Genomic DNA, 24,144 nt, shown 5'->3' on the forward strand with positions numbered 1-24,144 from the left:
AGCGCGGGTCGCCCACCGTGATGTGGCTCTCCAGTGTGGTGATGTCGTCCAGTTCGCTCCTGGCCTTCTCGTCACCGGTGATGTGGCTCTCCTGCGGGGTGATCTCCGGCGCGGCGGCCGCCTTGGCGCCCTCACCGGTGATGTGGCTCTCCTGCGTGGTGACTTCGTCGGACTTCCTGGCGTCGCTCATCGGCGTGCTCCGTTGCTCTGAGACGTGCTGTGGTGGCCGGGACCGGCCGGGCCGCTCCCCCGAGGGCGTCCGGACGGACCCGGTCACCCGTCGGCCGCCGGGCGGGTGGCCGACGGCACTGCCGATCCGCCCGCCCCCGTGCGGCGGATCGGTTGTGAGAAGACTGCACGGGCACGATAAACGAACGATGAACGCCGGCTCCCGCGCGCTCACGCGGGCCCCGCACATCCCGTCGTCGCAGGTGACAGCAGTTCCCGCAGGGCGACCGCCTCCGCCGAGCCCAGCCGGTCGTAGACGCTCAGCGCGTCCGTCCAGCAGGCCCGTGCCCGGTCCGAGGCGCCCAGCGCGGCCAGGGACCTGCCGAGCACGGTGAGGACGCCCGCGCGGCGCCAGTCGCCGCCCACGTGGAGCAGGACCGAGAGCGACTGCTCGGCCAGTGCCGCTGCCGCGGCGGGGCGTTCGGCGAGCTGGAGTTCGGCGAGCCGGAAGAGGGTCATGCCCTCCCACAGCCGCTGCCTGCTGTCCCGGAAGATGGTCAGCGCCTCGGTGAGCCGGGCCTCCGCCTCCTCCGCGCGCCCCGCCTCGGCAAGCGCCAGCCCGAGCGCGTAACTCCCGTTCGCCAGGCGGACGGTGAGGCCCAGGTGCCGGTAGACGGCGACGCCGGACCCGGCCAGCTCCACCGCGCTGTCGACCCGGCCCATCGACAGGTGCACCCGCGACAGATTGCACAGCGCGCTCGCCTCGCCCGGCAGGTTGCCGTCCGCGCGGTAGGCGGTCAGGGTGCGCTGGAGGTAGCTCTCCGCCTCGGCGGGCCGGCCCCGGTAGGCGGCCACGATCCCGCGCTCACTGGGCGCGTTGCAGTCGATCCACGGGTCACCGGCCGGCCCGGCCAGCTGCACCGCCCGCTCGGCCTCCGCCTCCGCCTCGTCGAACCGGCCCGCGTTCAGGTGCACTTGGGCCAGTGTGGTGCGGGCCCGGCCCTCCACCAGCGCGTCCCCGGCCCCGGCCGCCGCGTCCCGTACGACGGTCGCCGCCGCGCCGAACTGGCGGGCATTGGCGCCGGATTCGGCGAGATCCTTGACGACGAGCAGCAGATCCACCGCCCGCCGCAGGCTGCCCTCGGCCACCGACTGCCGTACGCAGGCCAGCAGGCAGTCGGCCTCCACGTACAGCCAGTCCAGCGCGTCCCGGTGCCCGGCGAAGGACAGCCCCTCGTGGTCGTAGGGGTGCAGATGCTCCACGGTCCGGTCGCCGGGGCGCTCGATGGCGTACACCCGCGCGGCCGTGGCCAGGTAGAAGTCCAGCAGCCGGGAGAGCGCGGCGGCCCGCTCACCGGGCTCGCGCTCGTCCCGCTCGGCACGGAGACGCGCGTAGAGCCGTACGAGGTCGTGGAGGCGGTAGCGGGCGGGTGCGGCCGACTCCAGCAGCGAGGTGTCGACCAGCGACTCCAGCAGGTCCTCGGTGTCCTGCGGGCCGAGGTCCAGCAGCGCGGCGGCGGCCGCCAGCGACAGGTCGGGGCCGTCGGCCAGGCCCAGCAGCCTGAACGCCCGCGCCTGGGCCGGTTCGAGCTGGCCGTAGCCCAGCTCGAAGGTGGCCTTGACCGCGAGGTCGCCGGCCCGCAGCTCGTCCAGCCGACGCCGCTCGTCCGCCAGCTTGGCCGCCAGCACCGAGGTGGTCCAGGTGCGGCGGGCGGCGAGCCGGGAGGCGGCGATCCTGATGGCCAGCGGCAGGAACCCGCACGCGGCCACCACGTCCAGCGCGGCCTCCTTCTCGGCCGCGACCCGCTCCTTGCCCACGATCTTCGTGAACAGCGACAGCGCCTCCTCGGGCGACAGCACGTCCAGGTCCACCAGACGCGCCCCCGCGAGCCCGGTCATCCGCACCCGCGAGGTCACCAGCGCCGCGCACCCCCCGGTGCCGGGCAGCAGCGGCCTGATCTGCGCCGCGTCCTTGGCGTTGTCTAGCAGCACCAGCACCCGGCGCCCGTCCAGCACCGAGCGGTACAGCGCGGCCCGCTCCTCCGGCGAGTCCGGCACCGCCGAGTCCGCCGTGCCGAGCGCCCGCAGGAACGCGCCGAGCACCGTCTGCGGCTCCGCCGGACGCGGGCCCGCCCCCTGGAGGTCGACGTACAGCTGCCCGTCCGGGAACGCGGCCCGCGCCCGGTGTGCCACGTGCACCGCGAGGGTGGTCTTGCCGACGCCGCCGATGCCGGCCAGCGCGGACACCGCCATCACCCGGTCCTCCGCCTCCGAGGCCGACGCCAGCACCTCACCCAGCTCGGTCACGAACCCCGCCCGGCCGGTGAAGTCGGGCACGGCGGCCGGAAGTTGGGCGGGACGTACGAGGACCGCGGGAGATCCTTCGGCCGGGCCGGGCTCCGTGAGCGCCGGGTCGGCCCGCAGGATGCGCTGCTGGAGGTCGCTGAGCCCCGCACGCGGGTCCACGCCCAGCTCCTCCGCGAGCAGCCGCCGGGTGTCCGCGTACACCGCCAGCGCCTCCGCCTGCCGGCCGCCGCGGTACAGGGCCAGCATCAGCAGCTCGCGGAAACGTTCGCGCAGCGGGTGCTCGGCGGTCAGCGCGGTCAGCTCCGAGACGGCCTCGGCGTGGCTGCCCTGCTCCAGGTCCAGCTCCAGCCGGGATTCGAGGAGCCCGAGCCGCCACTCCTCCAGCCGCACCCGCTGCGCCTCGGCGTACGGTCCGGGTACGCCCGCCAGCGGCTCGCCGTCCCACAGTGCCAGCGCCCGGTTCAGCGTCTCCCGTGCCGCGCCCGACTCGCCCGCGCCGCGCGCCTTCTCGGCCTGTGCGGCGAGTTCCTGGGCGACGACGAGGTCCAGCGGGGCGGCGGTCCGGATGGCGTACCCGCTGGACTCGCTGACCAGGACGCCGGGTTCGAGCACCTTGCGCAGCCGGGACGCGTAGGTCCGGACGGCCGCGAGCGCCCTGGGGGGCGGTTCGGTCCCCCAGAGCGCGTCGATCAGTTCGGCCGCCGTGGCGGTACGGCCGTCCCGCAGTAACAGGGCTGCTAACAGGGCCCGTTGCTGCGGTGAGCCGGTGGGGACCGGCGCTTCACCGCGCCAGGCCCGCACCGGCCCGAGTACCCCGAACCGCAGCACGGCGGGACCGGAGGCCCGCTGCTCAGGCATCCCCGTCCCACCGTCCATGCGTACCCCCTGGGCAATCCGGCTTCCGCGGCCAGTCTGCCTTCTTCCCGGCACTCGCGTCAGCCGTGCGGACACCGATCACAAGGCGGCGCGGGGGACTTCACGACGTGTTCACACGCGCCGGCTCAGCGCTTGGTGGTGCTGTTGAACAGCGAGCGGGACCAGAGATAGCCGACCAGGGCGATCCCGGCGCACCAGGCGAGCGAGATCCAGCCGTCGTCACCGATGGCGGAGCCGGTGAGCAGGCCGCGCAGGGTCTCGGTCATCGGGGTGAACGGCTGGTGCTCGGCGAACCAGCGCAGCCCCGGCGCCATGGACCCGGCCGGCACGAACGCGGAGCCGAGGAACGGCAGGAACTGCACCAGCAGCGGCTTGTTGCTCGCGGACTCCACGGTCTTGGAGATCAGGCCGAGCGCCACCGAGAGCCAGGTCACCGCGAACGCGACGGCCGCGAGGAACCCGGCAGCCGCCAGCCACTCCAGCGGGTTCGCGTCGGGCCGGAACCCGAGGGCGAGCGCGACCCCCATCACCAGGACGAGGCTCACCATCGTCTGGAGGACGCTGCCGATGACATGCCCGGTCATGAACGACGAGCGGGTGATGTTCATGGTGCGGAAGCGGTTGATGATGCCCTCGGTCATGTCCGAACACACCGCGATCGAGGTCGACATGGCCCCGGCCGCCACCCCCATGACGATCACACCGGGGACCAGGTACTCCAGGTAGTCGCCGCGCCCGCCGCCCATGCCGCTGCCGATCGCGTCCCCGAAGGCGTACACGAACAGCAGCAGCATCAGGATCGGCAGCATCGAGCTGCCGAGCGAGACGGCCGGATAGCGGACGGCGTGCTTGACGTTGCGCCGCAGCATCGTCAGGGAGTCGTGCACGGCGTAGGTGAGAGTGCTGCTCATCGCTGGGTCTCCTTGGCGCGGGCGTGGGTGGTGCCGGGGGTGCCGGGGGTGTCGGTGGTGCCGGTGGTGCCGGGGGTGACGGTGGTGCCGGTGGTGCCGGGGGTGACGGCGAGCGGGGTGCCGGTGGCGCCCTGGCCGGTGAGCGCGAGGAACACGTCGTCCAGGTCGGGGGTGTGCACGGAGAAGCCGGACGCCTCGGCCCCGGCCGCGTCGAGCCGGTCGAGCAGGGCGCGCAGCGCGTCCAGGCCGCCGTCGCCGGCCACCCGGAGGGCGAGGTTCTCGTCGTCCCGGGCGGCGCCGGGGAAGGCCGCCGCCGCGCGCTCGTACGCGTCGGGGCCGGAGAACCGCAGCCGGACGTGGGCGCCGGGGATGCGGGCCTTCAGTTCGTCGGCGGTGCCCTCGGCGACGATCCGGCCGCCGTCGAGGACGGCGATCCGGTCGGCCAGCTGGTCGGCCTCCTCCAGGTACTGGGTGGTGAGGAAGACCGTGGTGCCACCCGCGACCAGCGAGCGGACGGTGTCCCACATGGTGCGGCGGCTGCGCGGGTCGAGCCCGGTGGTCGGTTCGTCCAGGAAGATCACCTGGGGGTCGCCGACCAGGGTCATGGCGAGGTCGAGCCGCCTGCGCATGCCGCCGGAGAAGGTCGCGGCCCGCTTGCCCGCCACGTCCGCGATCTCGAACCGCTCCAGCAACTCCGCCGTACGGGCCCGCCCTTCGCGCTTGCCGAGGCGGAGCAGGTCGGCCATGAGGAGCAGGTTCTCCTCGGCGGTGAGGAGGTCGTCCAGCGCGGCGAACTGGCCGGTGACACCGATCGCTGAGCGTACGCCGTCCGGGGCGGCGGAGATGTCGTGGCCCGCGATCCGGGCCGTGCCGCCGTCGGCCGCGACGAGCGTGGAGAGGATCTGGACGGTGGTGGTCTTCCCGGCGCCGTTCGGGCCGAGCAGGGCGAACACGGTTCCGGCGGGGATGCGCAGGTCGATGCCGTCCAGCACGGTCTTGTCGCCGTACGACTTGCGCAGGCCGGTGACGGAGACGGCGGGGGTCCCGTCGGTCCCGTCGGTCGCTTTTCTGGGCGTGGGCATGACAGATGAAGGCATGGGGCCCTCCTGAGGGCTGGAGTGGGAAGAAGGGGGGGAGGCCGGCTCAGACGCGGGCGCGGAGGATGTCGACGTTGCCCCAGTTGGTGCGGGCATGGATCTTGACGATGTCCTCGGCGTCCCCGGCGTCCCCGGCGTCCCCGGCGTCCTCGCGGTCCTCGGCGTCCTCCGGCGCCCCGGCGGATGCGAGCGCGTTGCGCACCTGGCCGTGGGTGGAGCTGACGTCGAGCCAGGCGGCGGTGCCCTCGCGGACGCCGATCTCGATGGAGCCGTGGGCGGTCTCCAACCGGACCTCACCGCGCGCGACTTCGGCGACGCGCAGAGGGCCGTTGCTCGTGGTGCCGGTGACGGACGCCTCAGTGCGGCCGATGTCGATGCCGCCGTTGGCGCCGCTCACGCGGAGGTCGCCGGTGACGGCGGCCAGGACGGTGGTGCCGTTGGTGTTCTTCAGCACGGCCGGGCCGTCGATGGTGCCGACCCGGATGCTGCCGCTGCTGCTGCTGATCTCGGCGGCGCCCACGACGTGGTCCACGGTGACCGAGCCGTGTGCCACGGTCAGCCTCAGCGGGCCGGTGGCGTCCAGGCGTACGTCGCCGGTGGAGGTCTTGACCCGGACCTCGCCCAGGCGGCCCTCGCCGAGGATCTGGGTCCAGGAGCCGGTGACCTCGGCGGAGGAGCCGGCGGGCAGGTGGACCGTCACGTCCACCAGGCCGGAGGGGCCGATGAGCAGGCGCTCCCGCGTCCGGACGGTCAGGGTGCCGGCGGCGAAGCCGACCTCGGTCTGCTCGGCGGCCCGTACGTCCTTGTCCCGCTTCGGGTCGTGCGGCGCGACCTCGACCACGGTGTCCGTGCGGTCGTCCGCGACGAACCGGAGCGAACCGGCGCCGACGTGTGCGGTGACCGCGATGGGCTGAGGGGTGTCGAAAGAAGGCATGGCTGTCCCGTCCTCTTGGCTCGTCAGGTCGTCCCCGCAGGTGGGGGCGTGAAGGTGGGTGAGAGGTGGAGAGGTGGAGAGGTGGCGCTGGGGCGCGGGGCGCTGGGGCTAGCGCACCCAGCCCGTGAAGCTCTGGCCGATCGTGCGGGTCTTCTCCGCCGGGCGCGGCCGGCCGCCGCCGTCCACCGCGGCCGAGACGGCGCGCACCAGCCAGGCGTTGACCGAAAGCCCCTCGCGGCCCGCCGCCTCCTCGGCGCGCGTCTTGAGGTGCGCCGGGAGCCGGAGGTTGACGCGGGCGGTGCCGCCCTCGTCGGCCTCGGCGGCCGGCTGGGGCGCGGCCGGCGCGGGGGCCGCCTCCGCCGGAGCGGACTCGGCCGGTGCTGCCGTGACCACGAACTCGGGGTCGAGTCCCCGCAGCCGTACGTCGACCGAGCCGGGGGCCAGCTCGCGGGTGATCTCGTCCATCGCGGCGGAGAGCACGTGGAGCATGGTCAGGCGGGTCGCCGACTCCAGCGGGGCGGTCAGCCGCTCCGCCAGCTCGCGCGCCTCCTCGCCGCCGGCCTCGGCGGCCACCGCGAGTTCCCGGCGGAGGGTGTCGACATACGGGGTGAGGTCCATGGCATTAGCTTGGCACCATTGTGGCGCCATGGCAACCCCTATTGGCACCGAATGGCGCTGAGTGGCGTCATGTGGTGCCAATAGGGTGGCGCACATGGCGCCACTCGGATGGCGCACGTGGTGTCACGTCGGTCTCCCGTCGGTCCGGTCCGGTGCCGGCCACCCGCCCGAAAAGCGCCCGTAGCTCACGATCACGCCGAACGTATGCTCTGGGAATGACGACTTCCGCGACCCCCGGAACCGGCCCCACCGAGAACTCCATGCGTCGCGCCCTCAAACGTGCCCGCGACGGTGTCGCCCTCGACGTGTCCGAGGCGGCGGTGCTGCTCCAGGCCCGCGGCGAGGCCCTCGACGACCTCACCGCGTCCGCGGCACGCGTACGGGACGCGGGACTCGACGCGGCGGGGCGGCCCGGAGTCATCACGTACTCGAAAAGCGTCTTCATCCCGCTGACCCGGCTGTGCCGCGACAAGTGCCACTACTGCACCTTCGTCACCGTCCCCGGCAAGCTGCGCCGCGCGGGCCGGGGGATGTTCATGTCGCCGGACGAGGTGCTGGACATCGCCCGCAAGGGAGCCGCGCTCGGCTGCAAGGAAGCCCTCATCACCCTCGGCGACAAACCCGAGGACCGCTGGCCCGAGGCGCGCGAATGGCTGGACGCGCACGGCTACGACGACACGATCGCCTACGTACGCGCCATCTCCATCCGCGTCCTGGAGGAGACCGGCCTGCTGCCCCACCTCAACCCCGGCGTCATGAGCTGGACCGACTTCCAGCGGCTCAAGCCGGTCGCGCCGAGCATGGGCATGATGCTGGAGACCACCGCCGAGCGCCTCTGGTCCGAGCCCGGCGGCCCGCACCACGGCTCCCCGGACAAGGAACCCGCCGTACGGCTGCGGGTGCTGGAGGACGCCGGCCGCTCCTCCGTGCCCTTCACCTCCGGACTCCTCATCGGCATCGGGGAGAACCACCAGGAGCGCGCGGAGTCCCTGTTCGCGCTGCGGAAGGTCGCGCGCGCCTACCACGGCGTGCAAGAGCTGATCATCCAGAACTTCCGCGCCAAGCCGGACACCGCGATGCGCGGCATGCCCGACGCCGAACTGGACGAGCTGATCGCCACCGTCGCCGTCGCCCGGCACATCATGGGCCCCGCCGCCTGCCTCCAGGCCCCGCCCAACCTGGTCGACAGCGAGTACGAGCGGCTGATCGGCGCCGGGATCGACGACTGGGGCGGGGTCTCGCCGCTCACCATCGACCACGTCAACCCCGAGCGCCCCTGGCCGCAGATCGAGGAGCTGACCGAACGGTCCCGCGCGGCCGGCTTCGAGCTGCGTGAACGGCTCTGTGTGTACCCGGAGTTCGTCCGTAGGGGAGAACCCTGGCTGGACCCCCGGCTGCGCCCGCACGTCGCCGCCCTGGCCGACCCGGAGACCGGCCTCGCCCGCCCCGGAGTGCTCCCCGTGGGCCTGCCCTGGCAGGAGCCCGAGGAGGTCTTCACCGCCACCGGCCGCACCGACCTGCACACCGCCATCGACACCGAGGGCCGCACCTCCGACCGGCGCGACGACTTCGACGAGGTGTACGGCGACTGGGCCGCCCTGCGCGAGGCCGCCGCCCCCGGCATGGCACCCGAGCGCATCGACACCGACGTCCGCGCGGCCCTGCGCACCGCCGCCGACGACCCGACGAAGCTCACCGACGCCGAGGCCCTCGCCCTGCTCCACGCGGACGGCCCGGCGCTGGACGCGGTGTGCCGGATCGCGGACGACGTGCGCAGGTCGGTGGTCGGGGACGACGTCACGTACATCGTCACGCGCAACATCAACTTCACCAACGTCTGCTACACCGGCTGCCGTTTCTGCGCCTTCGCCCAGCGGCGCACCGACGCCGACGCCTACACCCTCTCCCTGGACCAGGTCGCCGACCGCGCCCAGCAGGCGTGGGACGTGGGCGCGGTGGAGGTCTGCATGCAGGGCGGCATCCACCCGGACCTGCCCGGCACCGCGTACTTCGACATCGCGAAGGCGGTCAAGGAACGTGTCCCCGGCATGCATGTGCACGCCTTCTCCCCGATGGAGGTCGTCAACGGGGCGACCCGTACGGGGCTGTCCGTCCGCGAGTGGCTGACGGCGGCCAAGGAGGCCGGGCTCGACTCGGTACCGGGCACGGCGGCGGAGATCCTGGACGACGAGGTCCGCTGGGTGCTGACCAAGGGCAAGCTGCCCACGGCCACCTGGACCGAGGTCATCACCACCGCCCACGAGCTGGGCATCCGCTCCTCGTCCACGATGATGTACGGCCATGTCGACCAGCCCCGGCACTGGCTCGGCCACCTGCGCACTCTGGCCGGAATCCAGGAACGGACGGGCGGCTTCACGGAGTTCGTGACCCTCCCCTTCATCCACACCAACGCGCCGGTCTACCTCGCGGGCATCGCACGCCCCGGCCCGACCATGCGGGACAACCGCGCGGTGACGGCGATGGCCAGGCTGTTGTTGCACGGCCTGATCCCCAACATCCAGACCAGCTGGGTCAAGCTCGGCACCGAGGGCGCGGCCGAGATGCTGCGCTCCGGCGCGAACGACGTGGGCGGCACGCTGATGGAGGAGACGATCTCCCGGATGGCGGGCTCGTCGTACGGCTCGTACAAGTCCGTACGGGACCTGGAGGCGGTCGCGGAGGCGGCCGGGCGCCCGGCGAAACCGCGTACCACGCTGTACGGCGAGGTGCCGGAGGAGCGGGTGTCGGCGGCCCGCGCCTCGGACGGGCACCTGCCGGAACTGCTCCCCCTCGTGGACTGAGTACGATGATCCGACCCCGGCTCTGAGAAGGGGGTCCCACAGCGGAGGAGATGCGTACCCGTGGCTGCCCTACTGCCCTCCTGGGCCTGGGTCTCCGGACTGACGGCCGCGGCGACCGCCGCCGTCGTCGCCCTCGCCGTCCAGGCCGACCACGGCCCGCGCCCCGCGGCCCCGGCGGCCCACGCCCGCCCCACGGCCACGGCCTCCCCGACCCCGTCCACCGCCCCGACCCCCTCCGGCCCGCCCGCGCTGCCGGAGGCGTCGGGGGTGGGGCGGCGGATCGTCTACTCGGTCCAGGCGCGGCGGGTGTGGCTGGTGGACGCGACGGGGACGTCTTCCCGGACGTTCACGGTATGGCCGGGCACGCTGGACCCGCAGCCGGGCCGGTACTCGATCATCAAGCGGACGGACGCCACGACCGGCTCGGACGGGGTGCAGGTCGAGCACATCATGTACTTCACGGCCGTGTCGGGCACGAACATAGGCTTCTCCAACGCCCTCGACGGCTCCTCCCCGCCCCCGCCCGCCAACGGCACCCAGACCGGCGGCATCCGCCTCCCCAAGCAGGACGGAGCGGCGCTGTGGTCCTTCGGTGACCTGGGGACGAAGGTGTCGGTGGTCCAGTAGCGGGGCGGCTCTGAGTCCGGTACTCCAACTCGGTTCTCGCGGTCTCGCGCAGGACGGGGACGAGGTCGCCCAGGTCGATCTTGTCGAGGTGAACGTGGAGGGCCCTCGCGGTGAACGCGCCTCCACTCCCGGTACATCGAGTCCGCGGTGCGCGAGGCAGCGATCAGGTCGGCGGCCTCGGTCTGCGCGTCGCGTGCCCGGCACCACGCGCTTCGCGGGCAGCCTGCTCGCTGGACAGTTGAGGCCGGGACATCGTCCTACGTCCATCGCACGGTCCCTGGGCCGACGCCAGGGTCGCCAGTTACCGCTCTTCGCGGGCCGGCCGGGCGACGTCTCTCAGGCGAGGGGCAATGCGTGGCTGAGGAAGGTGGTCCAAGTGTCGGTGGAGAGGGTCAGTTGAGCGCCGTCGGCGGTCTTGGAGTCGCGGATGTGGATCTCATCCGGTGTAAGGGCGACTTCGACGCAGTCAGGGCCGTCGTTGCCGCTGTAGCTGCTCTTGAACCAATCCAGGGTGCTCATGTCTCGCATTTCAGCACTTTCTCGATGAAGGCCAGTGACTCTCGGGGTCTGAGGGCCTGCGACCGGATCATTCCATAGCGCATCTCAAGGATTTGGGCCTCCCTGGGGTCGCTGATCACTCGGCTGTAGAGCTGTCCTTCTGTGTGGCCAAGGGTCTTGCCGTCCCGGAGTTTCAGTATCCGGAACGAGCCCATCATCGCCGCGCGGTCGTCGCAGTCCGTGGGATGGGTCATGCCCGCCGCTTCACGCCACGCCTTGATCTGCCGGCCGACCGCCCTCAGGACGGCCTCCGCCTCCTCGTCCTCCATCCGCGCCCCTCTCCGCCTCGTACCAGCCGTACCGCCGCCCCAACCACCCGTACAGTCACCCTGCGTACCATGGGCGTCGCTGTTCGGAGTAGGTTCAGGCGGCCACGCTGGGTGACATGAACGAGAAATCACAGCTGCGGATTCAGCTGTCCGCGACGCGGAGGGGTGCGCGGCTCGCCCGGCTGCTCACCGAGCGGCAACTCGACGAGTGGGGGCTGCCGTTCGAGGCGGCTACGCAGGTCGTGGCCGAGCTGGCGGCCAATGCCGTGCTGCACGGGCGGGTCCCCGGGCGGGACTTCCGGCTGGAGTTGGGGCGGGAGGACGACGGCACCCTGCGTGTCGAGGTGACCGACGCGCGCGGTGAGCGGAGCCCCCGGGTGCCGGAGGAGGCGGCTGAACTCAGCGACGGCGGAGGAGGGTTGCGCATCGTCGCCGCCTACGCGCACCGGTGGGGCGTGGTCGACGCGCCCGCCGGGGCCAAGACCGTGTGGGCCGAGCTGAAGCGTCCGTATCTGACCGGTACCGGCCCGGTGGAGATCGTTCGGCGTGCTGATCCGGCCGTTCCGGGTCCATTACAGTGCTGACCGTCGTGCGGGCGGACGGTGGCGCGAGGAGGGCTGGATGGGTGCGGCGAGCGGCGCCGTCTGGGGTCGTGCCGAGCAGCAGGACTTCCGCGGCCGGGTACGCGGGACCCTGCTGGGTGCCGCGATCGGGGACGCCCTCGGCGCACCGGTCGACTCGCTGGACCTGGACGCGATCCGTACCGCGCACGGCCCCGAGGGCCTGACCGACCTCGCGCCCGGCCAGGGCGGACGCGGCACCGTCTCCCACCACACCCAGCTCACCCTCTTCACCGTGGACGGCCTGATCCGCGCCCAGGTCCGCCGCGACACCGGCGCCTGGCACCCGCCGACCGACCTGCACCGGGCGTACCTGCGCTGGGCGGCGACCCAGCGGGACTGGGGTCCGGACGAGCGCCGGGCGGAGGACGGCTGGCTGGCCCGCGAGGAGTGGCTGTACGCCCGCCGGGCCCCCACCCGGGCCCTGCTGCTGGGCCTCGGCGACGACGTGATGGGCACACTGGAGCACCCCAAGAACCCCGGCGAGGCGGGCCCGGAGGCCGTAGCCCGGTCGGCGCCCTTCGGCCTGCTGGTCGGCTGGGAGCCGCAGCTCGTCGTCCAGCTGGCGCTGGAGTGCGCCGCGCAGACCCACGGCCACCCGGTGGCGGTCCTCTCGGCGGGCGCGTACGCGGTCGTCGTGCACGCCCTCGCGCGCGGCGAGAGCCTCGACGGCGCCGTACAGAGCGCCCTCGGGCTGCTGACCGCCCGCCCCGGCCACGAGCCCGTCACCGGAGCCCTCCAGCGTGCCCTGGACGCCGTGGGGCAGGGGCTGCCGAGTCCGGCGCGCGTGGCGGAACTGACCGGTCAGGGCACGGCCGACGGCCTGCTGTCCGCCGCCGTGTACTGCGCCCTGGCCGGCGAGGACGTACGCCACGGACTCTGCCTCGCCGTCAACCAGCCCGGCCCCTCCGCCGCCGCGGGCGCCCTCACCGGCGGCCTCCTCGGCGCCCTGCACGGCGAGACCGCCCTGCCCCCGGCCTGGCTCCCGGAACTGCAGGGCCGCCCCACCATCCTCGAACTCGCCGACGACTTCGCCATGGAGATGACCCAGGGCCCCTCCCTGCACACCCCGGCGGGCTCGGCCCCGGGCTGGCTGGCCCGCTACCCCCGGTAGGCGCGCGCCCTACGCGACGCCGCCCGGCTTCACTTCAGCTCGTCCGGGCAGGGCGTCCCGCGCGGCAGCTGGTACGGCGCCGCCAGGTGGTACGTGCCCGCCCTGGGCGCCAGCAGCACCGTCCAGCGGTCGCCCGCCGCGTCCACCGGGGTCTCCCGCAGACAGCCGTTGACGTTCACGTACGACTTAGGCGAACCGTCCGGCCGGCGCTTGGACTCCTCGGTCTCCCGCGGCGGCGCCAGGCTCTTGCCGCGCCCGTCCACCACGCTCAGCCACGGCGAGTACGGCACCCGGACCAGGACCCGGCCCGGCTTCCGTACGTCCAGCGTCATCTCGCCCTGCTCCGCCCGCCGCACCACCGCGTCCGGCCCGGCCATCGGCGCCGGGTCCGTCACCCGGTACAGCTGCCAGTTGGAGTCGGTCCAGACCCGCTCCAGATACGGCATGCCGCGCAGCACCAGCTGCCGCTCGCGCACCCCGCCGTCCCCGTCCGGGTCGTCCACCGCTGGCAGCACCACGTAGCGCACCGCCCACCGCCGGAGCCACTCGTGGTAGTTGGCCGAGTTGAGCGAGTCGTCGTAGAAGAGCGGGTTGCGCTCGATGTCGGCCTGCCGGTTCCAGCCGCGCGCCAGGTTCACGTACGGCGCGAGCGCGGACGCCTCCCGGTGGGAGCGCACCGGGATGACCTCCACCCGGCCCTTCTCCGCGTCCCCGCGCTGCAACTGGTGCACCAGCGGCGCCAGCTCCCGCGCCCAGGACGCGGCCGGGGTCGTGTGGATCACGTCGTCCACCGACTTGAAACCGATCCAGCCCACGAACCCGGCGAACGCCAGCACCGTCACGTACCAGCGGCGCGAGCGCGGCGCCGTGAACGGCAGCGCGGCCACCAGCGCCACCCCCGCGAACAGCATGGGCAGCCGCGAGATGTTCGAGCCGATCTGTGAACTGATCAGCCACACCATGACCACGCCCAGGCTGTACACACCCGCCGTCAGCCGTACCGTGACCCACTCCTTGGGCACCAGGAACAGGCACAGCAGCCCGTACAGCAGCGGCATGACCACCGAGCCGAACGTCATCGGCTGCGTCCCGGAGAACGGGAACAGCCACGCCGAAGCGGCCACCACCACCGCCGGCGCCATCCCCAGCGCGTACGCGCCCGGCCGCCGCTTCTGCAGGAACAGCGCGACCGCGACCAGCCCCACGAACAGCCCCGCCACCGGCGACCCCATCGTGGCCAGCGCGGCCAGCGGCGCCGCCGTCAGCGCCTTCGCCCAGCGCTTGTACCGCCCCCGGTACGGCCAGCGGAGGCCCACCGCCACCGCGCCCGCCGCGAACAGCCCCGCGAGCCCGTACGCCACCCACCCGGCGACCCCGCCGAGCAGCGCGAAGATCCCGGCGAGCGCGGCCAGCGGCGCTGCGGCCAGCGGCGTCGCCCAGCGCGCGTACCGCCCGTCGTACGGCCAGCAGAACACCGTCGCGACCGCGCTCAGCGCGAACAGCATGCCGAGCCCGAACGTCACCCGCCCCGACACCGCGTTGGCGAACAGCGCCAGCAGCCCGGCCAGCGCCGCCATGAGCGGATTGCGCACCGCGCGGCTGCGCACCAGGATCACCGTCAGCAGGGCCGCCGAGCCGGTACCGACGATCATCATCGTCGTCCGCACCCCGAGCACGGACATCAGATACGGCGAGACCACGCTGTACGACACCGGGTGCATGCCGCCGTACCAGGCGAGGTTGTACGCCGAGCCGGGGTGCCGGCCGACGAACTCCGCCCACGCGTCCTGCGCCGCGAGGTCGCCGCCGCTGTTGGCGAACGTGAAGAACCAGATGATGTGCAGGACGCCGGCGAGCAGCGTCACCGACAGCACGGGGTGCTCGCGCACCCGCGTGAGCAAGGAGTCCGGGGCGCTTCCGGCGCGCGGGCCGGGTATCCGGGGGCCGGACGCCGGGCCCGGATCGGCGTTCTCGGCTCGCTTCGGCTCCGTTGTCGCCACCTCAGGCACTCCCCGTGTCCCGTCTTCCGTTCTCGGCCCCCTGCGCGGCCGGGTGCGGTCCGTCGGTGACCTGCCCCGTTTCGTGACGCTAGCACGCACCCCGCCGCCCGGCTCCCGTGGTGGGAGCGCGGACGCCGGGGTGCGGACGCGGCGCGGGGCGCGGACGTCAGCCGACGCGGGTCAGCCTGGCCCCGAGGCCCGGCTCGGCCAGGCCGGCGCGCAGCGCCACCGGCACCTTCACGGCACCGGCCGACGAGCCGTCGCCCACGGTCAGCGAACCGACCTCGGTACCGGCCTTCGCGGTGTGCGGGATCGTGCCCGGCGCGTCCTTGGAGAAGGAGAGCCTGACCTTCAGCCCCGCCCAGCCGGCCGCCTTCACGTCCCTGGTGACCTCGACCGGGGTCCTGCCGCCGAGCCCGTCGTCCACGTACCCGACGACCGTGCCCTTCTTCAGCACCGTCTCCTGCTTCAGCGTGCCCTGCGCGGCCCGGATCAGCACGTCGCTGCTGTCCATGGCGGCGGTGAGAATGCTGTTGTCCCGCTTGCTCGGCGGTTGCCGCAGCACCGCGCCGATGATCATCCGGGTCTCGCCGCCGACGTCCTGCTTCGCGGCGAAGACCAGGTTGCCGAGCGCGGAGGTGGTGGTGCCGGTCTTGATGCCGACGACGTTGTTGTGCCCGACGAGATGGTTCCAGTTGGAGTGGTTCGTGTCCTTGTAGTCGGTGTACGACATCATCGCCGCGACCTCCCGGAACGCGGGCTGCCGCATCGCCGCCTTCGCCAGCTTCACCTGGTCCACGGCGGTGCTCACGGTGGAGTTCGTCAGCCCCGAGGGGTCGGTGTACGTCGTCCCGGTCATGCCGAGGCCCTTGGCGGCGGCGTTCATCTTCGCCACGAACGCCTTCTCCGAGCCGGCGTCCCAGCGGGCGAGCAGGCGCGCCACGTTGTTCGCGGACGCGATCAGCACGCCCTCCAGGGCCTCCCGCTGGGTGATCTTGTCGCCCTCCGTCACATTGACGGTCGACTCCTGGCCCGCCTTCGACTGGTCCTGCGCCGCCCTGTCGATCGGGATCTCCGGGCCCTTGGCGCCGCTGTCCAGCGGGTGGTCGCGCAGGATCAGGTACGCGGTCATCACCTTCGCCACACTGGCGATCGGCACGGGCTTGCCGGAGCCGGACGAGCCGAACGAGCCGATGCCCTGCACGTCCAGCGCCGCCTGGCCGTCGGCGGGCCACGGGATGTCCGGCTTGCCGCCGTCGAAGGTGAAGCTGTTCCGCGCGGTCAGCGCGAGGGTGGGCTGCGGCAGCGGGCGCTTCGCCTGGACGACGCCCAGGATCACCACCAGCAGGATCACCAGCGGCGTCCAGACCTTCACCCGCCGCACCAGCGTGCGGACCGAGGTCTCCGGCGGGGGAGGCGTGTTCGTCAGCTCCGCCAGCAGGTCAAGCGGGGGCCTCGGCGGCAACGGCTGCTGCGTCGTCCGCTCCGGCCCGACCCGCGGGACGGCCCGCGTCTCCTCGACCCTCGGCGACAGCCCCTTGAGGTCGGGCTTCAGCGCGACGAACTTGCTGGTCCGCTCGGCCTCCCGCTCGACGGGAGCGGCCTTGCCCTTGCCGCCCACCTTGAGCATGGTCGTCGGCTGGTCCACCTCCGGCTCCGGCTGCGGCTTCTCGGCGCCGGGCGCCTTGAGAGCGGTGGTGGGGGTGTCCTTGGCGGAGCCGGAGGTGTCCTCGGGGGTGCGGGAGGTGTCCTCGGCGGAGCCGGAGGTGTCCTCGGTCGAGCCGGGGGTGTCCTTGGCGGCCGCGACTACGGCGCCTGCCGCAGCGCCCTTGCCCGCGCCCTCGGAGGCCGACTCGGCATCGTCCTCGGCGGGCGGGACGAAGGTGTCTCCCTCGGCTTCCCGGGCGGGGCCCGGGGTCTCCTTGACGGCGGCGCCTCCAGGGGCGTCCTTGCCCGCGCCCTTGGCGGTGGCTTCGGCGTCACCGTCGGCGGCCGGTACGGAGGCGTCTCCCTGGGCGTCCCGAGAGGGGGCCGGGGTGTCCTTGGCGGCCACGCCGCCGGTGCCCTCGGCGGATGCCTTGCCCGCGCTCTTGTGGGCTGCCTCGGCCTCGTCGGCGGTGGCCGGGACGGAGGTGCCTCCGGCGGGGCCGGGAGTGCCCTTGGGGTCCGCGCCGGCGGCGCCCTCTGGGGCCGACTCTGCCTTGTCGTCGGCGGCCGGTACGGAGGCGCCTCCGTGGGCGTCCCCGGCGGGACCCGGGCTGTCCTTGGCGGCTGTGACGGCCGCGCCCTCAGCGGCGGCCCCGGCATCAACCTCGGCGGCCTCGTCGGCGGTGCCCTTGCCCGCGCCCTCCCGGGCGGCGGCCTCGGCATCGTCGTCGGCGGACAGGCGGAAAGTGTCTCCCTCGGCGTCCCGGGCGGGACCCGGGGTGTCCTTGGTGGCCGCGTCGGCGTAGCCCTCGGCGGCGGTCTCGCCCGTGCCCTCAGCGGTGGCCTCGGTGGCCGGGACGGAGGTGTCTTCCTCGGCGTCCCGGGCGGGGCCGGGAGTGCCGTTGGAGTCCGCGTCGGAGGCACCCTCGGAGGGGGCATCGGCGCCCGTCGGCGGGAGGGAAGTGTCTCCCTCGGCGTCCCCGGCGGGACCCGGGGTGTCCCCGGCGGCCCCGTCGGCGGCCCCCTCGGCGGCGGTCTTGCCCGCGCCCTCGGCGGTGCCCTCAGCGGCAGGGGCGTCCGCCCCGGGCGCCCCCGGGGTGTCGTCGGTCTCGGCGGCAGGCGTGCCGGTGCCCGCTCCGGAGCCGTCCGAGGAGCCGGAGGAAGCCTTCTCGGCGCCCTCGGCGAAGCCCGGGGCACCCGCGGGGGCGTCGTCGGGCGAGTCGGGGCCTTCCTTCGCGGCCGGGGCGTCGCCCCCTTCCGGGTGCCCGGCGGAGTCCTCGGCGGGGGCATCCCCCTCGGGGTTCTCGGACGCATCGCCAGTGCCGTCCGCGCGGGAGTCCTGGAACGTGTCGTCAGGCACGACGGCGGCAGCACCCTCGGCACCCTCGGCGGTGCCAGCACCCTCCTTCGTGGCGCCCTCCCCCGACGCACGGGAAGTCCCGGCGCCGGCCGAACCCGTCCCGGAGAAAGCAGACTTGGCCCTCGCCGAACCCCCGGCGGGAGGCCGTACCCACGCTGAGACCGCCTCGCGGAGTTCCTCGTCCTCCACGGAACCCGCTGAACCGACGGAGTCTTCGTGCTGCTTCGACCTGTCGGGGGACTCGCCCGCCACCGATGCCTCCTCCATGCGCCGCACGCGCACTCGCGCGCCCTGTCCGAACCATGTACCAGTGTCCTGTGTGGGGGTTCGCCCTCAGTGGTAGACGAGAACGACATACTTGCCGGTTCCCCCATGAACCGGGCAGGCGCCCTCGACAGATGAATGTGAGAGGCGTCACCCTGTCATTCATCCACGCGGGGAGGCATGGATGGGCATGAGCCGCAGAACACTTCCGGAAGAGCTTCTGATGCTCGCACTGGACCCGGCCACGGGTACCACCGCGCAGCCGCAGTCGCTCGACCTCGGTCTGGCCGGCGCGCAGCTTGTGGAGCTGGCGCTGGCCGGACGGATAGCCCCAGACGGGGATCGTATCGCCGTGGTGGTGCCACGGCCGACAGGAGATCCGACTCTGGACTGCGCGTTGGAGTTGCTGCGAAGGCGCGGCGCTCCGGTACGGGCCGTCCACTGGATAGGCGGGCCCCGGCTGGGCCTGCGCCAGACCTATCTGTCGCACCTGGAAAGGTGCGGCATGGTGGCCGCCGTACCGGGCCAGATGTGCGGCGTGCTGCCGACCACGCGGTACCAGGCGTCGGACACCACCATCAGCCGGGAGATCCGCGGGAGGCTCGACTCCGCGATCCGCACCGGCGTGCCACCGGACCCGCGGACCGCCGCGCTCGCCGCGCTGGCCCACGCGGTCGGCCTGGGCAAGCACCTGTACCCGGGGAACGAGGGACGCTCGTCCCGGTCCCGGCTCAGGGACCTGATCCGGCACGACCCGATGGGCGGCATGGTCGCGCACGCCGTTATGGACGTGCAGAACGGCGTGGCCGCGCAGCCGAGGCGCGGTCAGGCCGCCCCCGGCCGGCCGGCCGGACCGGGAGCCGGGGAACCCGCGCGCGGGGTCCCGATGCAGCCGCAGCACGGCCCGATGGCCCGGGTGGCGGCCCACTGAACGGCCCGGCCGGGAGCAACCCTCATCGGCCGAAGACGAGTTGAGGAGCGGGACGGGCGGACCGACGGAGTCCCCCGCCCCGCTCCACCGCTTTGCGCGTATACCAGGCAGCCGACCGGTCCGTCCCCCGAACTGCCGGGTAGCCGCCGCATATCTGACGTTTCCCAGCGGTAGAAACCCCCTTGGTGGCAGTCTGCTCAACAGCAGATACACAAAGTGTCAGATACAGGCAGCCAGCCGGAGGTGCGCGTCCCGTGGCGTCCAATGTCAATCCCACCGTCAGGCGGCGTCGACTGGGCCAGGAGCTGCGCAAGCTCCGTGAGCTCAAAGGCATGACGGCCGAAGAGGTCGCCGACCGCCTGCTGGTGTCGCAGTCGAAGATCAGCAGGCTGGAGAACGGCCGTCGCAGCATCAGCCAGCGCGACGTCCGCGATCTGTGCGGGGTGTACGAGGTCGAGGACCAGAGGGTGGTGGACTCGCTGATGGAGATGGCCCGCGACTCCCGCCAGCAGGGCTGGTGGCACACCTTCGGCGACATCCCGTACAGCGTCTACATCGGCCTGGAGACCGACGCGCAGTCGCTGCGGGTGTACGAACCCCAGCTGGTGACCGGCCTGTTGCAGACCCGCGCGTACGCCGAGGCGCTGGTGCGGGGCGCGCTGCCGGAGACCTCGACCGCCGAGATCGAGAAGCGCGTCAAGGTCCGGATGCGCCGCCAGGATCGCGTCACCGACGCCGGCAACCCGCTGCGTCTGTGGGTCGTGCTCGACGAGGCAGCGCTGCACCGGGTCGTCGGCAGCAAGCTCATCATGCGCGAGCAGCTGGAGCACCTGATCGAGCTGTCCCAGCTCCCGCACGTCACCGTGCAGGTGCTCCCCTTCGAGGTCGGCGCGCATCCGGGGCTCAACGGCCAGTACGCCATCCTGGAGTTCGCCGACGCCGCCGACTCCAGCGTGGTCTACCTGGAGGGCGTCACCAGCGACCTCTACCTGGAGAAGGCGCCTGACGTGCAGAAGTACGCCGTGATGTACGAGCACCTGCGCGCCCAGGCACTCCCGGTGGAGCGGTCCCAGCAGTTCATCCAGGACGCGGCCAAGAAGTTCGCCCAGTAGCACCCGGTGGTATGTGGGGCGGAGAAGGATACACCGTCGCCCCACCCCATGGTGGCTCACTGGGAACATGCCACTCTCGCGAGTGAACGGGCCCTGCGGACAGGCCGGTGGACCGGCTAGCGTCGATCACGCCGACCGATCACCTGGGTCGGCGCGAACCGCACCATCGCAACTCGCAACAGGAGTGGACATGGCACTGATTCAGGGCGCGACGGAGACGTGGATGAAGTCCTCCTATTCCGCGGGCAACGGCGCCTGCGTCGAGGTCAAGTCGCCGACCGCCGCCGCACTCGCCGTACGCGACTCCAAGGACATCGAGGGCCCCGTCCTGGCGTTCCCCGCCACGGCGTGGAACACCTTCGTGGCCTCGGTCAAGTAAGGGACCGGTCCCGGTCCCACCGCGCGGAAGCACCTGACCGATGCTTCGCCGCACACAACCGCACAAGCACCACGCCTGAAGCCCCCTCGACCGGTCGCCGTCCTTGCCGAGGGGGCTTCGTCGTGTCAGCGCACGGGCAGCGACACGTCGCACACCGGGTCACCGGGACGGCGGCCGCCGAGTCGGCGAAGTGCACCTCGCGGCAGGGACCGGTCACCGTCAGCCCCTCGGCGGCGGTCCAGCGAGGCGGCGGTCCAGCGAGGCGCCGGTCCAGCGAGGCGCCGGTCCAGGCGGGCAGCCCGTCGGCCGGCGTGTGCCGGGACTCGGTGAGCACCACCTGTCCGGGCACCTCCACCACGTCCACCGCGAACATCTCGTCCATCTCGGAAGTCCTTCCCGAAAGTCGTCCACGGAGGTGGGCGGCGAGGGTGCGCTGCAAGGCGATCCGGGCCTCCACGTCCGCCCAGTAGGCGTCCAGCAGCCCGGCCGCCGCCGCGCCCCCGGCCCCGACCACCCCGGCGATCCGCGCCAGCGGCATGTCCAGCTGCCGCAGCAGGGCCACCAGCCGGGCCCGCTCCACCTGGTCGGCCCGGTAGTACCGGTAGCCGCCGGCCCCGTCCACCTCGGCCGGGGTGAGCGGGCCGAGGCGGTCGTACAGGCGCAGTGCCTTCGGTGAGAGCCGGGACCGGACGGCGAACGCGCCGATGGTCAGCAGGGGCCGGGGTTCCACGGGGCCTGCCCCAGGGGCAAGGTCAGCCGAGCTGTGCCTCGATCGCGGAGACGACCTCCGCCGAGTCCGGCTCGGTCTGCGGGGCGAAGCGGGCGACGACCTGGCCGTCGCGGCCGATCAGGAACTTCTCGAAGTTCCAGCGGATGTCGCCGGTGTGGCCCTCGGCGTCGGCGAAGCCGGTGAGGCGGTCGTAGAGGGGGTGACGGCCGTCGCCGTTCACGTCGACCTTCTCGGTCAGCGGGAAGGTCACGCCGTACGTCGCCGAGCAGAACTCCGCGATCTCGTCGGCGGAACCCGGCTCCTGGCCCATGAACTGGTTGCACGGCACGCCGAGCACGGTGAAGCCGCGCGGGCCGAACCGCTCCTGGAGCCGCTCCAGGCCCGTGTACTGCGGGGTCAGCCCGCACTTGGAGGCCACGTTCACGACGAGCACGGCCTGCCCGGCGTACCGGGAGAGCTCGGCGGAACCGCCCTTGAGGGCACCGATCTCGATGTCGAGGGGGGAAGGGGTGTATTCGCTGGTCGTCATGGAGGGCAGCCTAACCAGGGCCCGACCGGGCGGCCTCCACCAGTACCTCCCCAGCCGCCGTACGCGTGTACAGCACCGAGCGGCCCGCGCGGCGCCGGGTGATCAGGGCGGACTCACGCAGCACCCTCAGATGGCGCCCGACCGAACCGAGTGTCTGGCCGGTGAGGGCGGTGAGCTGGGTGGTGCTCAAGGGGGTGTCCAGCAGGGTGAGCACGGCCGCGCGGGCCGGCCCGAGCAGCGCGCCCAGGCTCGCGGGCACCGGACGCTCGGCCGACCCGGTGAGGGCACCGGCGCACGGGTAGACCACCGCGTACCGCTCCCGCCCCTCCCACGCCACCCAGCCCTGCCGCTGCGGGGTCACCGGGACGAGGACGAGTTCGGCGCCGGAGATCTCGCGGGGCGGATAGGTGTGCGGGTTCACCTGTAACCGGCTCTCCCCGAGCCACCGAGTCCCCGGCCGCAGCGAGTCCAGCACCCCGGCTCACCCGCCCCGCCCCATCCGCGCGGTCCGCGCCAGCACGTCCGCCTCCAGCACCCGCCTGCGCCGCGCCCAGTACGGCCGTACCGTCTCCTCCCACACCCACTCCAGCAGCATGGCCGCCCGCTCGGGCAGGTCGTCCCGCTCCAGCACGGCGGGCAGCGGGCCGGCGAGGGAGCGCAGCAGGTGGGCACGGGCGTCGGCGGCGCGGGCGGCCCGTACCCGGCCGATCTCCTCGGCGAAGGTCTCGCCGTCGCGCGGGGTGGGCGTGAGGAAGTCGGCGATCCAGTCGCGGCCGAGCCCGGCGCGGACCAGCCGGGCGGTGACGGGGTCCGCCGCCAACCGGGCCCGGTAGGCGGGCAGATGGGCCCGCAGCCAGTCCCGCTCACCGGCGTGCGCGGCCGTGGCCGCGTGCAGCAGCTTCAGGCCCGCGAAGGTCTCGGCGAGCGGGGAGATGACGAACCGGCTGCGGGCCAGCGTGTCCGCGTCGAGCAGCCACCAGCCCATGCCCCGCCCCACCTTTCGCCGCCCGGCGAAACAATAACGAGCCCCCTGGTGTGCGGCCGAGACTCTCCGCATGCCCAGCTACCGATCCCTGTTCCGCACCCCGGAGTTCACCCCGCTCTTCCTCGCCGCCGCCGCGCAGACCGCCGCCCAGACGATGGGCGGACTCGCGCTCGGCACCCTCGTCTACCGGGCCACCGGCTCCCCGCTGCTCTCGGCGCTGAGCATGTTCGGCCCCGCCCTGGCCCAGGTCGTCGGCGCGACCCTCCTCCTCTCCGGCTCCGACCGCCTGCCCCCGCGCACGGCACTGTCCGCCATCGCGGCTGCCTTCGCGGTGGCCACGGCTTTCCTGGCGGTACCGGGCCTGCCGCCCGGCGCACTCCTCGCCGTGGTCGTTCTGTCGGGCCTGGTCGCCGCGCTGGGCGGCGGCGTCCGCTGGGGCCTGCTGAACGAGATCCTCACCAAGGACGGCTATCTGTCCGGGCGTTCCCTCTTCAACATCATGAACGGCCTGACACAGACTGCCGGTTACGCCACCGGCGGGCTGCTCCTGGCCGCGATCTCCCCGCGTGTGTGCCTGCTGCTCGCCGCCGCCCTGTACCTGACCGCCGCCCTCACCCTCCGCCTCGGCCTCACCGCCCGCCCGCCCCGCACCACCGGCCGCCCCTCCGTGGCGGCGACCTGGCACACCAACGCCGTCCTGTGGTCCTCCCGCCCCCGCCGCCTCACCTACCTGGGCCTGTGGGTACCCAACGGCCTGGTCGTCGGCTGCGAGTCGCTGTACGTCTCGTACGCGCCCGACTGGGCGGGCACGCTGTTCGCCTGCGGGGCGGTGGGGATGCTGGCGGGCGACGTGACGGTGGGCCGCCTCCTCCCTCCGCCGGTCCGCGCCCGCCTGGCCACATCGCTGCTGCTTCTGCTGGCCGTGCCGTACCTCGTCTTCGCGGCCCATCCTCCGCTGCCGGTTTCGCTACTGTGCGTGACGATCGCCTCTGTGGGGTTCGGCGCGAGTCTGGTCCAGCAGAGCGGCTGATGTCCTTGACCCCGGACGCCCTGTCGGGGCACGCCCTGGGGCTGCACTCGGCGGGCATGCTGACCCTGCAGGGGGTGAGTGCGGGGCTGGCGGGGTCGCTGGCCCAGGTCACGTCTCCGGCGACGGGGATGACGGTGATGGCCGGGGCGTCGGTGGGCGTGACCTTGTGGCTGGCGCTGGCCTGCCGCGCCCCGGCCCGGAGCAGGGCCGTCCAGGTGGACGCTGAGGCATAGATGACAGACATGCCAGAAAAGCCGCCGTCGAGCAACGCCTCGCG

17 protein-coding genes and 4 pseudogenes are annotated in these 24,144 nt (G+C 73.2%); 8 read left to right on the forward strand and 13 right to left on the reverse strand.

All coding sequences use genetic code 11. From position 1 onward, the window contains the following. From ACFWN1_RS10425 to ACFWN1_RS10450, 6 genes are all read right to left on the reverse strand, one after another. Window positions 1–190 (reverse strand): hypothetical protein (locus tag ACFWN1_RS10425; RefSeq protein ID WP_384359708.1); only part of this gene is annotated, 190 nt, incomplete at its 3' end. A 209-nt stretch (window positions 191–399) separates the two neighbouring features. After that, window positions 400–3,351 carry a BTAD domain-containing putative transcriptional regulator gene (locus ACFWN1_RS10430; protein WP_384359709.1) on the reverse strand — a complete coding sequence of 984 codons (2,952 nt, stop codon included), beginning with the start codon at window positions 3,349–3,351 and terminating at the stop codon, window positions 400–402. Between the two features lie 125 nt (window positions 3,352–3,476). Continuing rightward, window positions 3,477–4,262, reverse strand: coding sequence for an ABC transporter permease (locus ACFWN1_RS10435; RefSeq protein ID WP_384359710.1), 786 nt, complete (start codon window positions 4,260–4,262; stop codon window positions 3,477–3,479). After that, entirely contained in the window at window positions 4,259–5,359 is a 1,101-nt protein-coding gene (locus tag ACFWN1_RS10440) for an ATP-binding cassette domain-containing protein (RefSeq protein WP_384359711.1), read from the reverse strand. The genes ACFWN1_RS10435 and ACFWN1_RS10440 overlap by 4 nt, the downstream gene beginning before the upstream one ends. Window positions 5,360–5,405: 46 nt before the next feature. Beyond that, the gene (locus ACFWN1_RS10445) at window positions 5,406–6,293 is read right to left on the reverse strand and encodes a DUF4097 domain-containing protein (protein ID WP_384359712.1); all 888 of its coding nucleotides are present in this window, start codon (window positions 6,291–6,293) and stop codon (window positions 5,406–5,408) included. Window positions 6,294–6,401: 108 nt separating this feature from the next. Beyond that, window positions 6,402–6,911, reverse strand: coding sequence for a hypothetical protein (locus ACFWN1_RS10450; RefSeq protein ID WP_384359713.1), 510 nt, complete (start codon window positions 6,909–6,911; stop codon window positions 6,402–6,404). A 215-nt stretch (window positions 6,912–7,126) separates the two neighbouring features. Between ACFWN1_RS10450 and ACFWN1_RS10455 the strand changes: the two genes are divergently transcribed. Then, window positions 7,127–9,712, forward strand: a complete 2,586-nt coding sequence (locus tag ACFWN1_RS10455) for a bifunctional FO biosynthesis protein CofGH (RefSeq protein ID WP_384359714.1) — start codon at window positions 7,127–7,129, stop codon at window positions 9,710–9,712. Between the two features lie 60 nt (window positions 9,713–9,772). Then, window positions 9,773–10,339: a hypothetical protein gene (locus tag ACFWN1_RS10460; protein ID WP_384359715.1), complete on the forward strand. Its 567-nt coding sequence runs from the start codon at window positions 9,773–9,775 to the stop codon at window positions 10,337–10,339. Window positions 10,340–10,675: 336 nt separating this feature from the next. Here ACFWN1_RS10460 and ACFWN1_RS10465 read toward each other — a convergent pair whose 3' ends face one another. Both ACFWN1_RS10465 and ACFWN1_RS10470 read right to left on the reverse strand, forming a co-directional pair. Then, entirely contained in the window at window positions 10,676–10,867 is a 192-nt protein-coding gene (locus ACFWN1_RS10465; RefSeq protein ID WP_384359716.1) for a DUF397 domain-containing protein, read from the reverse strand. Continuing rightward, window positions 10,855–11,082: pseudogene (locus ACFWN1_RS10470) on the reverse strand (Scr1 family TA system antitoxin-like transcriptional regulator); the annotation flags it as partial. The pseudogene ACFWN1_RS10470 and the gene ACFWN1_RS10465, both read right to left, overlap by 13 nt. Before the next feature lie 200 nt (window positions 11,083–11,282). On the opposite strand from ACFWN1_RS10470, the gene ACFWN1_RS10475 reads away from it, so the two are divergent. Next, entirely contained in the window at window positions 11,283–11,750 is a 468-nt protein-coding gene (locus ACFWN1_RS10475) for an ATP-binding protein (RefSeq protein ID WP_384359717.1), read from the forward strand. Window positions 11,751–11,787: 37 nt separating this feature from the next. After that, a complete protein-coding gene (locus tag ACFWN1_RS10480; RefSeq protein WP_384359718.1) occupies window positions 11,788–12,900 on the forward strand; it encodes an ADP-ribosylglycohydrolase family protein in 1,113 nt (370 codons plus the stop codon). A 29-nt stretch (window positions 12,901–12,929) separates the two neighbouring features. Here ACFWN1_RS10480 and ACFWN1_RS10485 read toward each other — a convergent pair whose 3' ends face one another. Together ACFWN1_RS10485 and ACFWN1_RS10490 are read right to left on the reverse strand one after the other, a co-directional pair. After that, entirely contained in the window at window positions 12,930–14,900 is a 1,971-nt protein-coding gene (locus ACFWN1_RS10485; RefSeq protein ID WP_384359719.1) for an MFS transporter, read from the reverse strand. Window positions 14,901–15,066: 166 nt separating this feature from the next. Next, on the reverse strand, window positions 15,067–17,907 hold the full coding sequence (locus ACFWN1_RS10490) for a D-alanyl-D-alanine carboxypeptidase (protein WP_384359720.1): 2,841 nt from the start codon (window positions 17,905–17,907) through the stop codon (window positions 15,067–15,069). A gap of 448 nt (window positions 17,908–18,355) precedes the next feature. On the opposite strand from ACFWN1_RS10490, the gene ACFWN1_RS10495 reads away from it, so the two are divergent. From ACFWN1_RS10495 to ACFWN1_RS10505, 3 genes are all read left to right on the forward strand, one after another. Next, on the forward strand, window positions 18,356–19,102 hold the full coding sequence (locus ACFWN1_RS10495) for a GPP34 family phosphoprotein (RefSeq protein WP_384359721.1): 747 nt from the start codon (window positions 18,356–18,358) through the stop codon (window positions 19,100–19,102). A gap of 254 nt (window positions 19,103–19,356) precedes the next feature. After that, the gene (locus ACFWN1_RS10500; RefSeq protein ID WP_384359722.1) at window positions 19,357–20,214 is read left to right on the forward strand and encodes a helix-turn-helix domain-containing protein; all 858 of its coding nucleotides are present in this window, start codon (window positions 19,357–19,359) and stop codon (window positions 20,212–20,214) included. A gap of 190 nt (window positions 20,215–20,404) precedes the next feature. Next, on the forward strand, window positions 20,405–20,593 hold the full coding sequence (locus ACFWN1_RS10505) for a DUF397 domain-containing protein (protein WP_384359723.1): 189 nt from the start codon (window positions 20,405–20,407) through the stop codon (window positions 20,591–20,593). Between the two features lie 125 nt (window positions 20,594–20,718). On the opposite strand, the pseudogene ACFWN1_RS10510 reads toward ACFWN1_RS10505, so the two are convergent. From ACFWN1_RS10510 to ACFWN1_RS10520, 3 genes and pseudogenes are all read right to left on the reverse strand, one after another. After that, window positions 20,719–21,323: pseudogene (locus ACFWN1_RS10510) on the reverse strand (MerR family transcriptional regulator). 22 nt (window positions 21,324–21,345) lie between these two features. Continuing rightward, window positions 21,346–21,852, reverse strand: a complete 507-nt coding sequence (locus ACFWN1_RS10515; RefSeq protein ID WP_384359724.1) for a glutathione peroxidase — start codon at window positions 21,850–21,852, stop codon at window positions 21,346–21,348. A 10-nt stretch (window positions 21,853–21,862) separates the two neighbouring features. Further along, window positions 21,863–22,837 (reverse strand): annotated as a pseudogene (locus tag ACFWN1_RS10520) (ArsR/SmtB family transcription factor). 70 nt (window positions 22,838–22,907) lie between these two features. Between ACFWN1_RS10520 and ACFWN1_RS10525 the strand changes: the two are divergent. After that, window positions 22,908–24,100: pseudogene (locus tag ACFWN1_RS10525) on the forward strand (MFS transporter). Window positions 24,101–24,144: the final 44 nt, after the last annotated feature.

Source organism: Streptomyces sp. NPDC058459 (assembly GCF_042721685.1).
GTDB lineage: Bacteria > Actinomycetota > Actinomycetes > Streptomycetales > Streptomycetaceae > Streptomyces.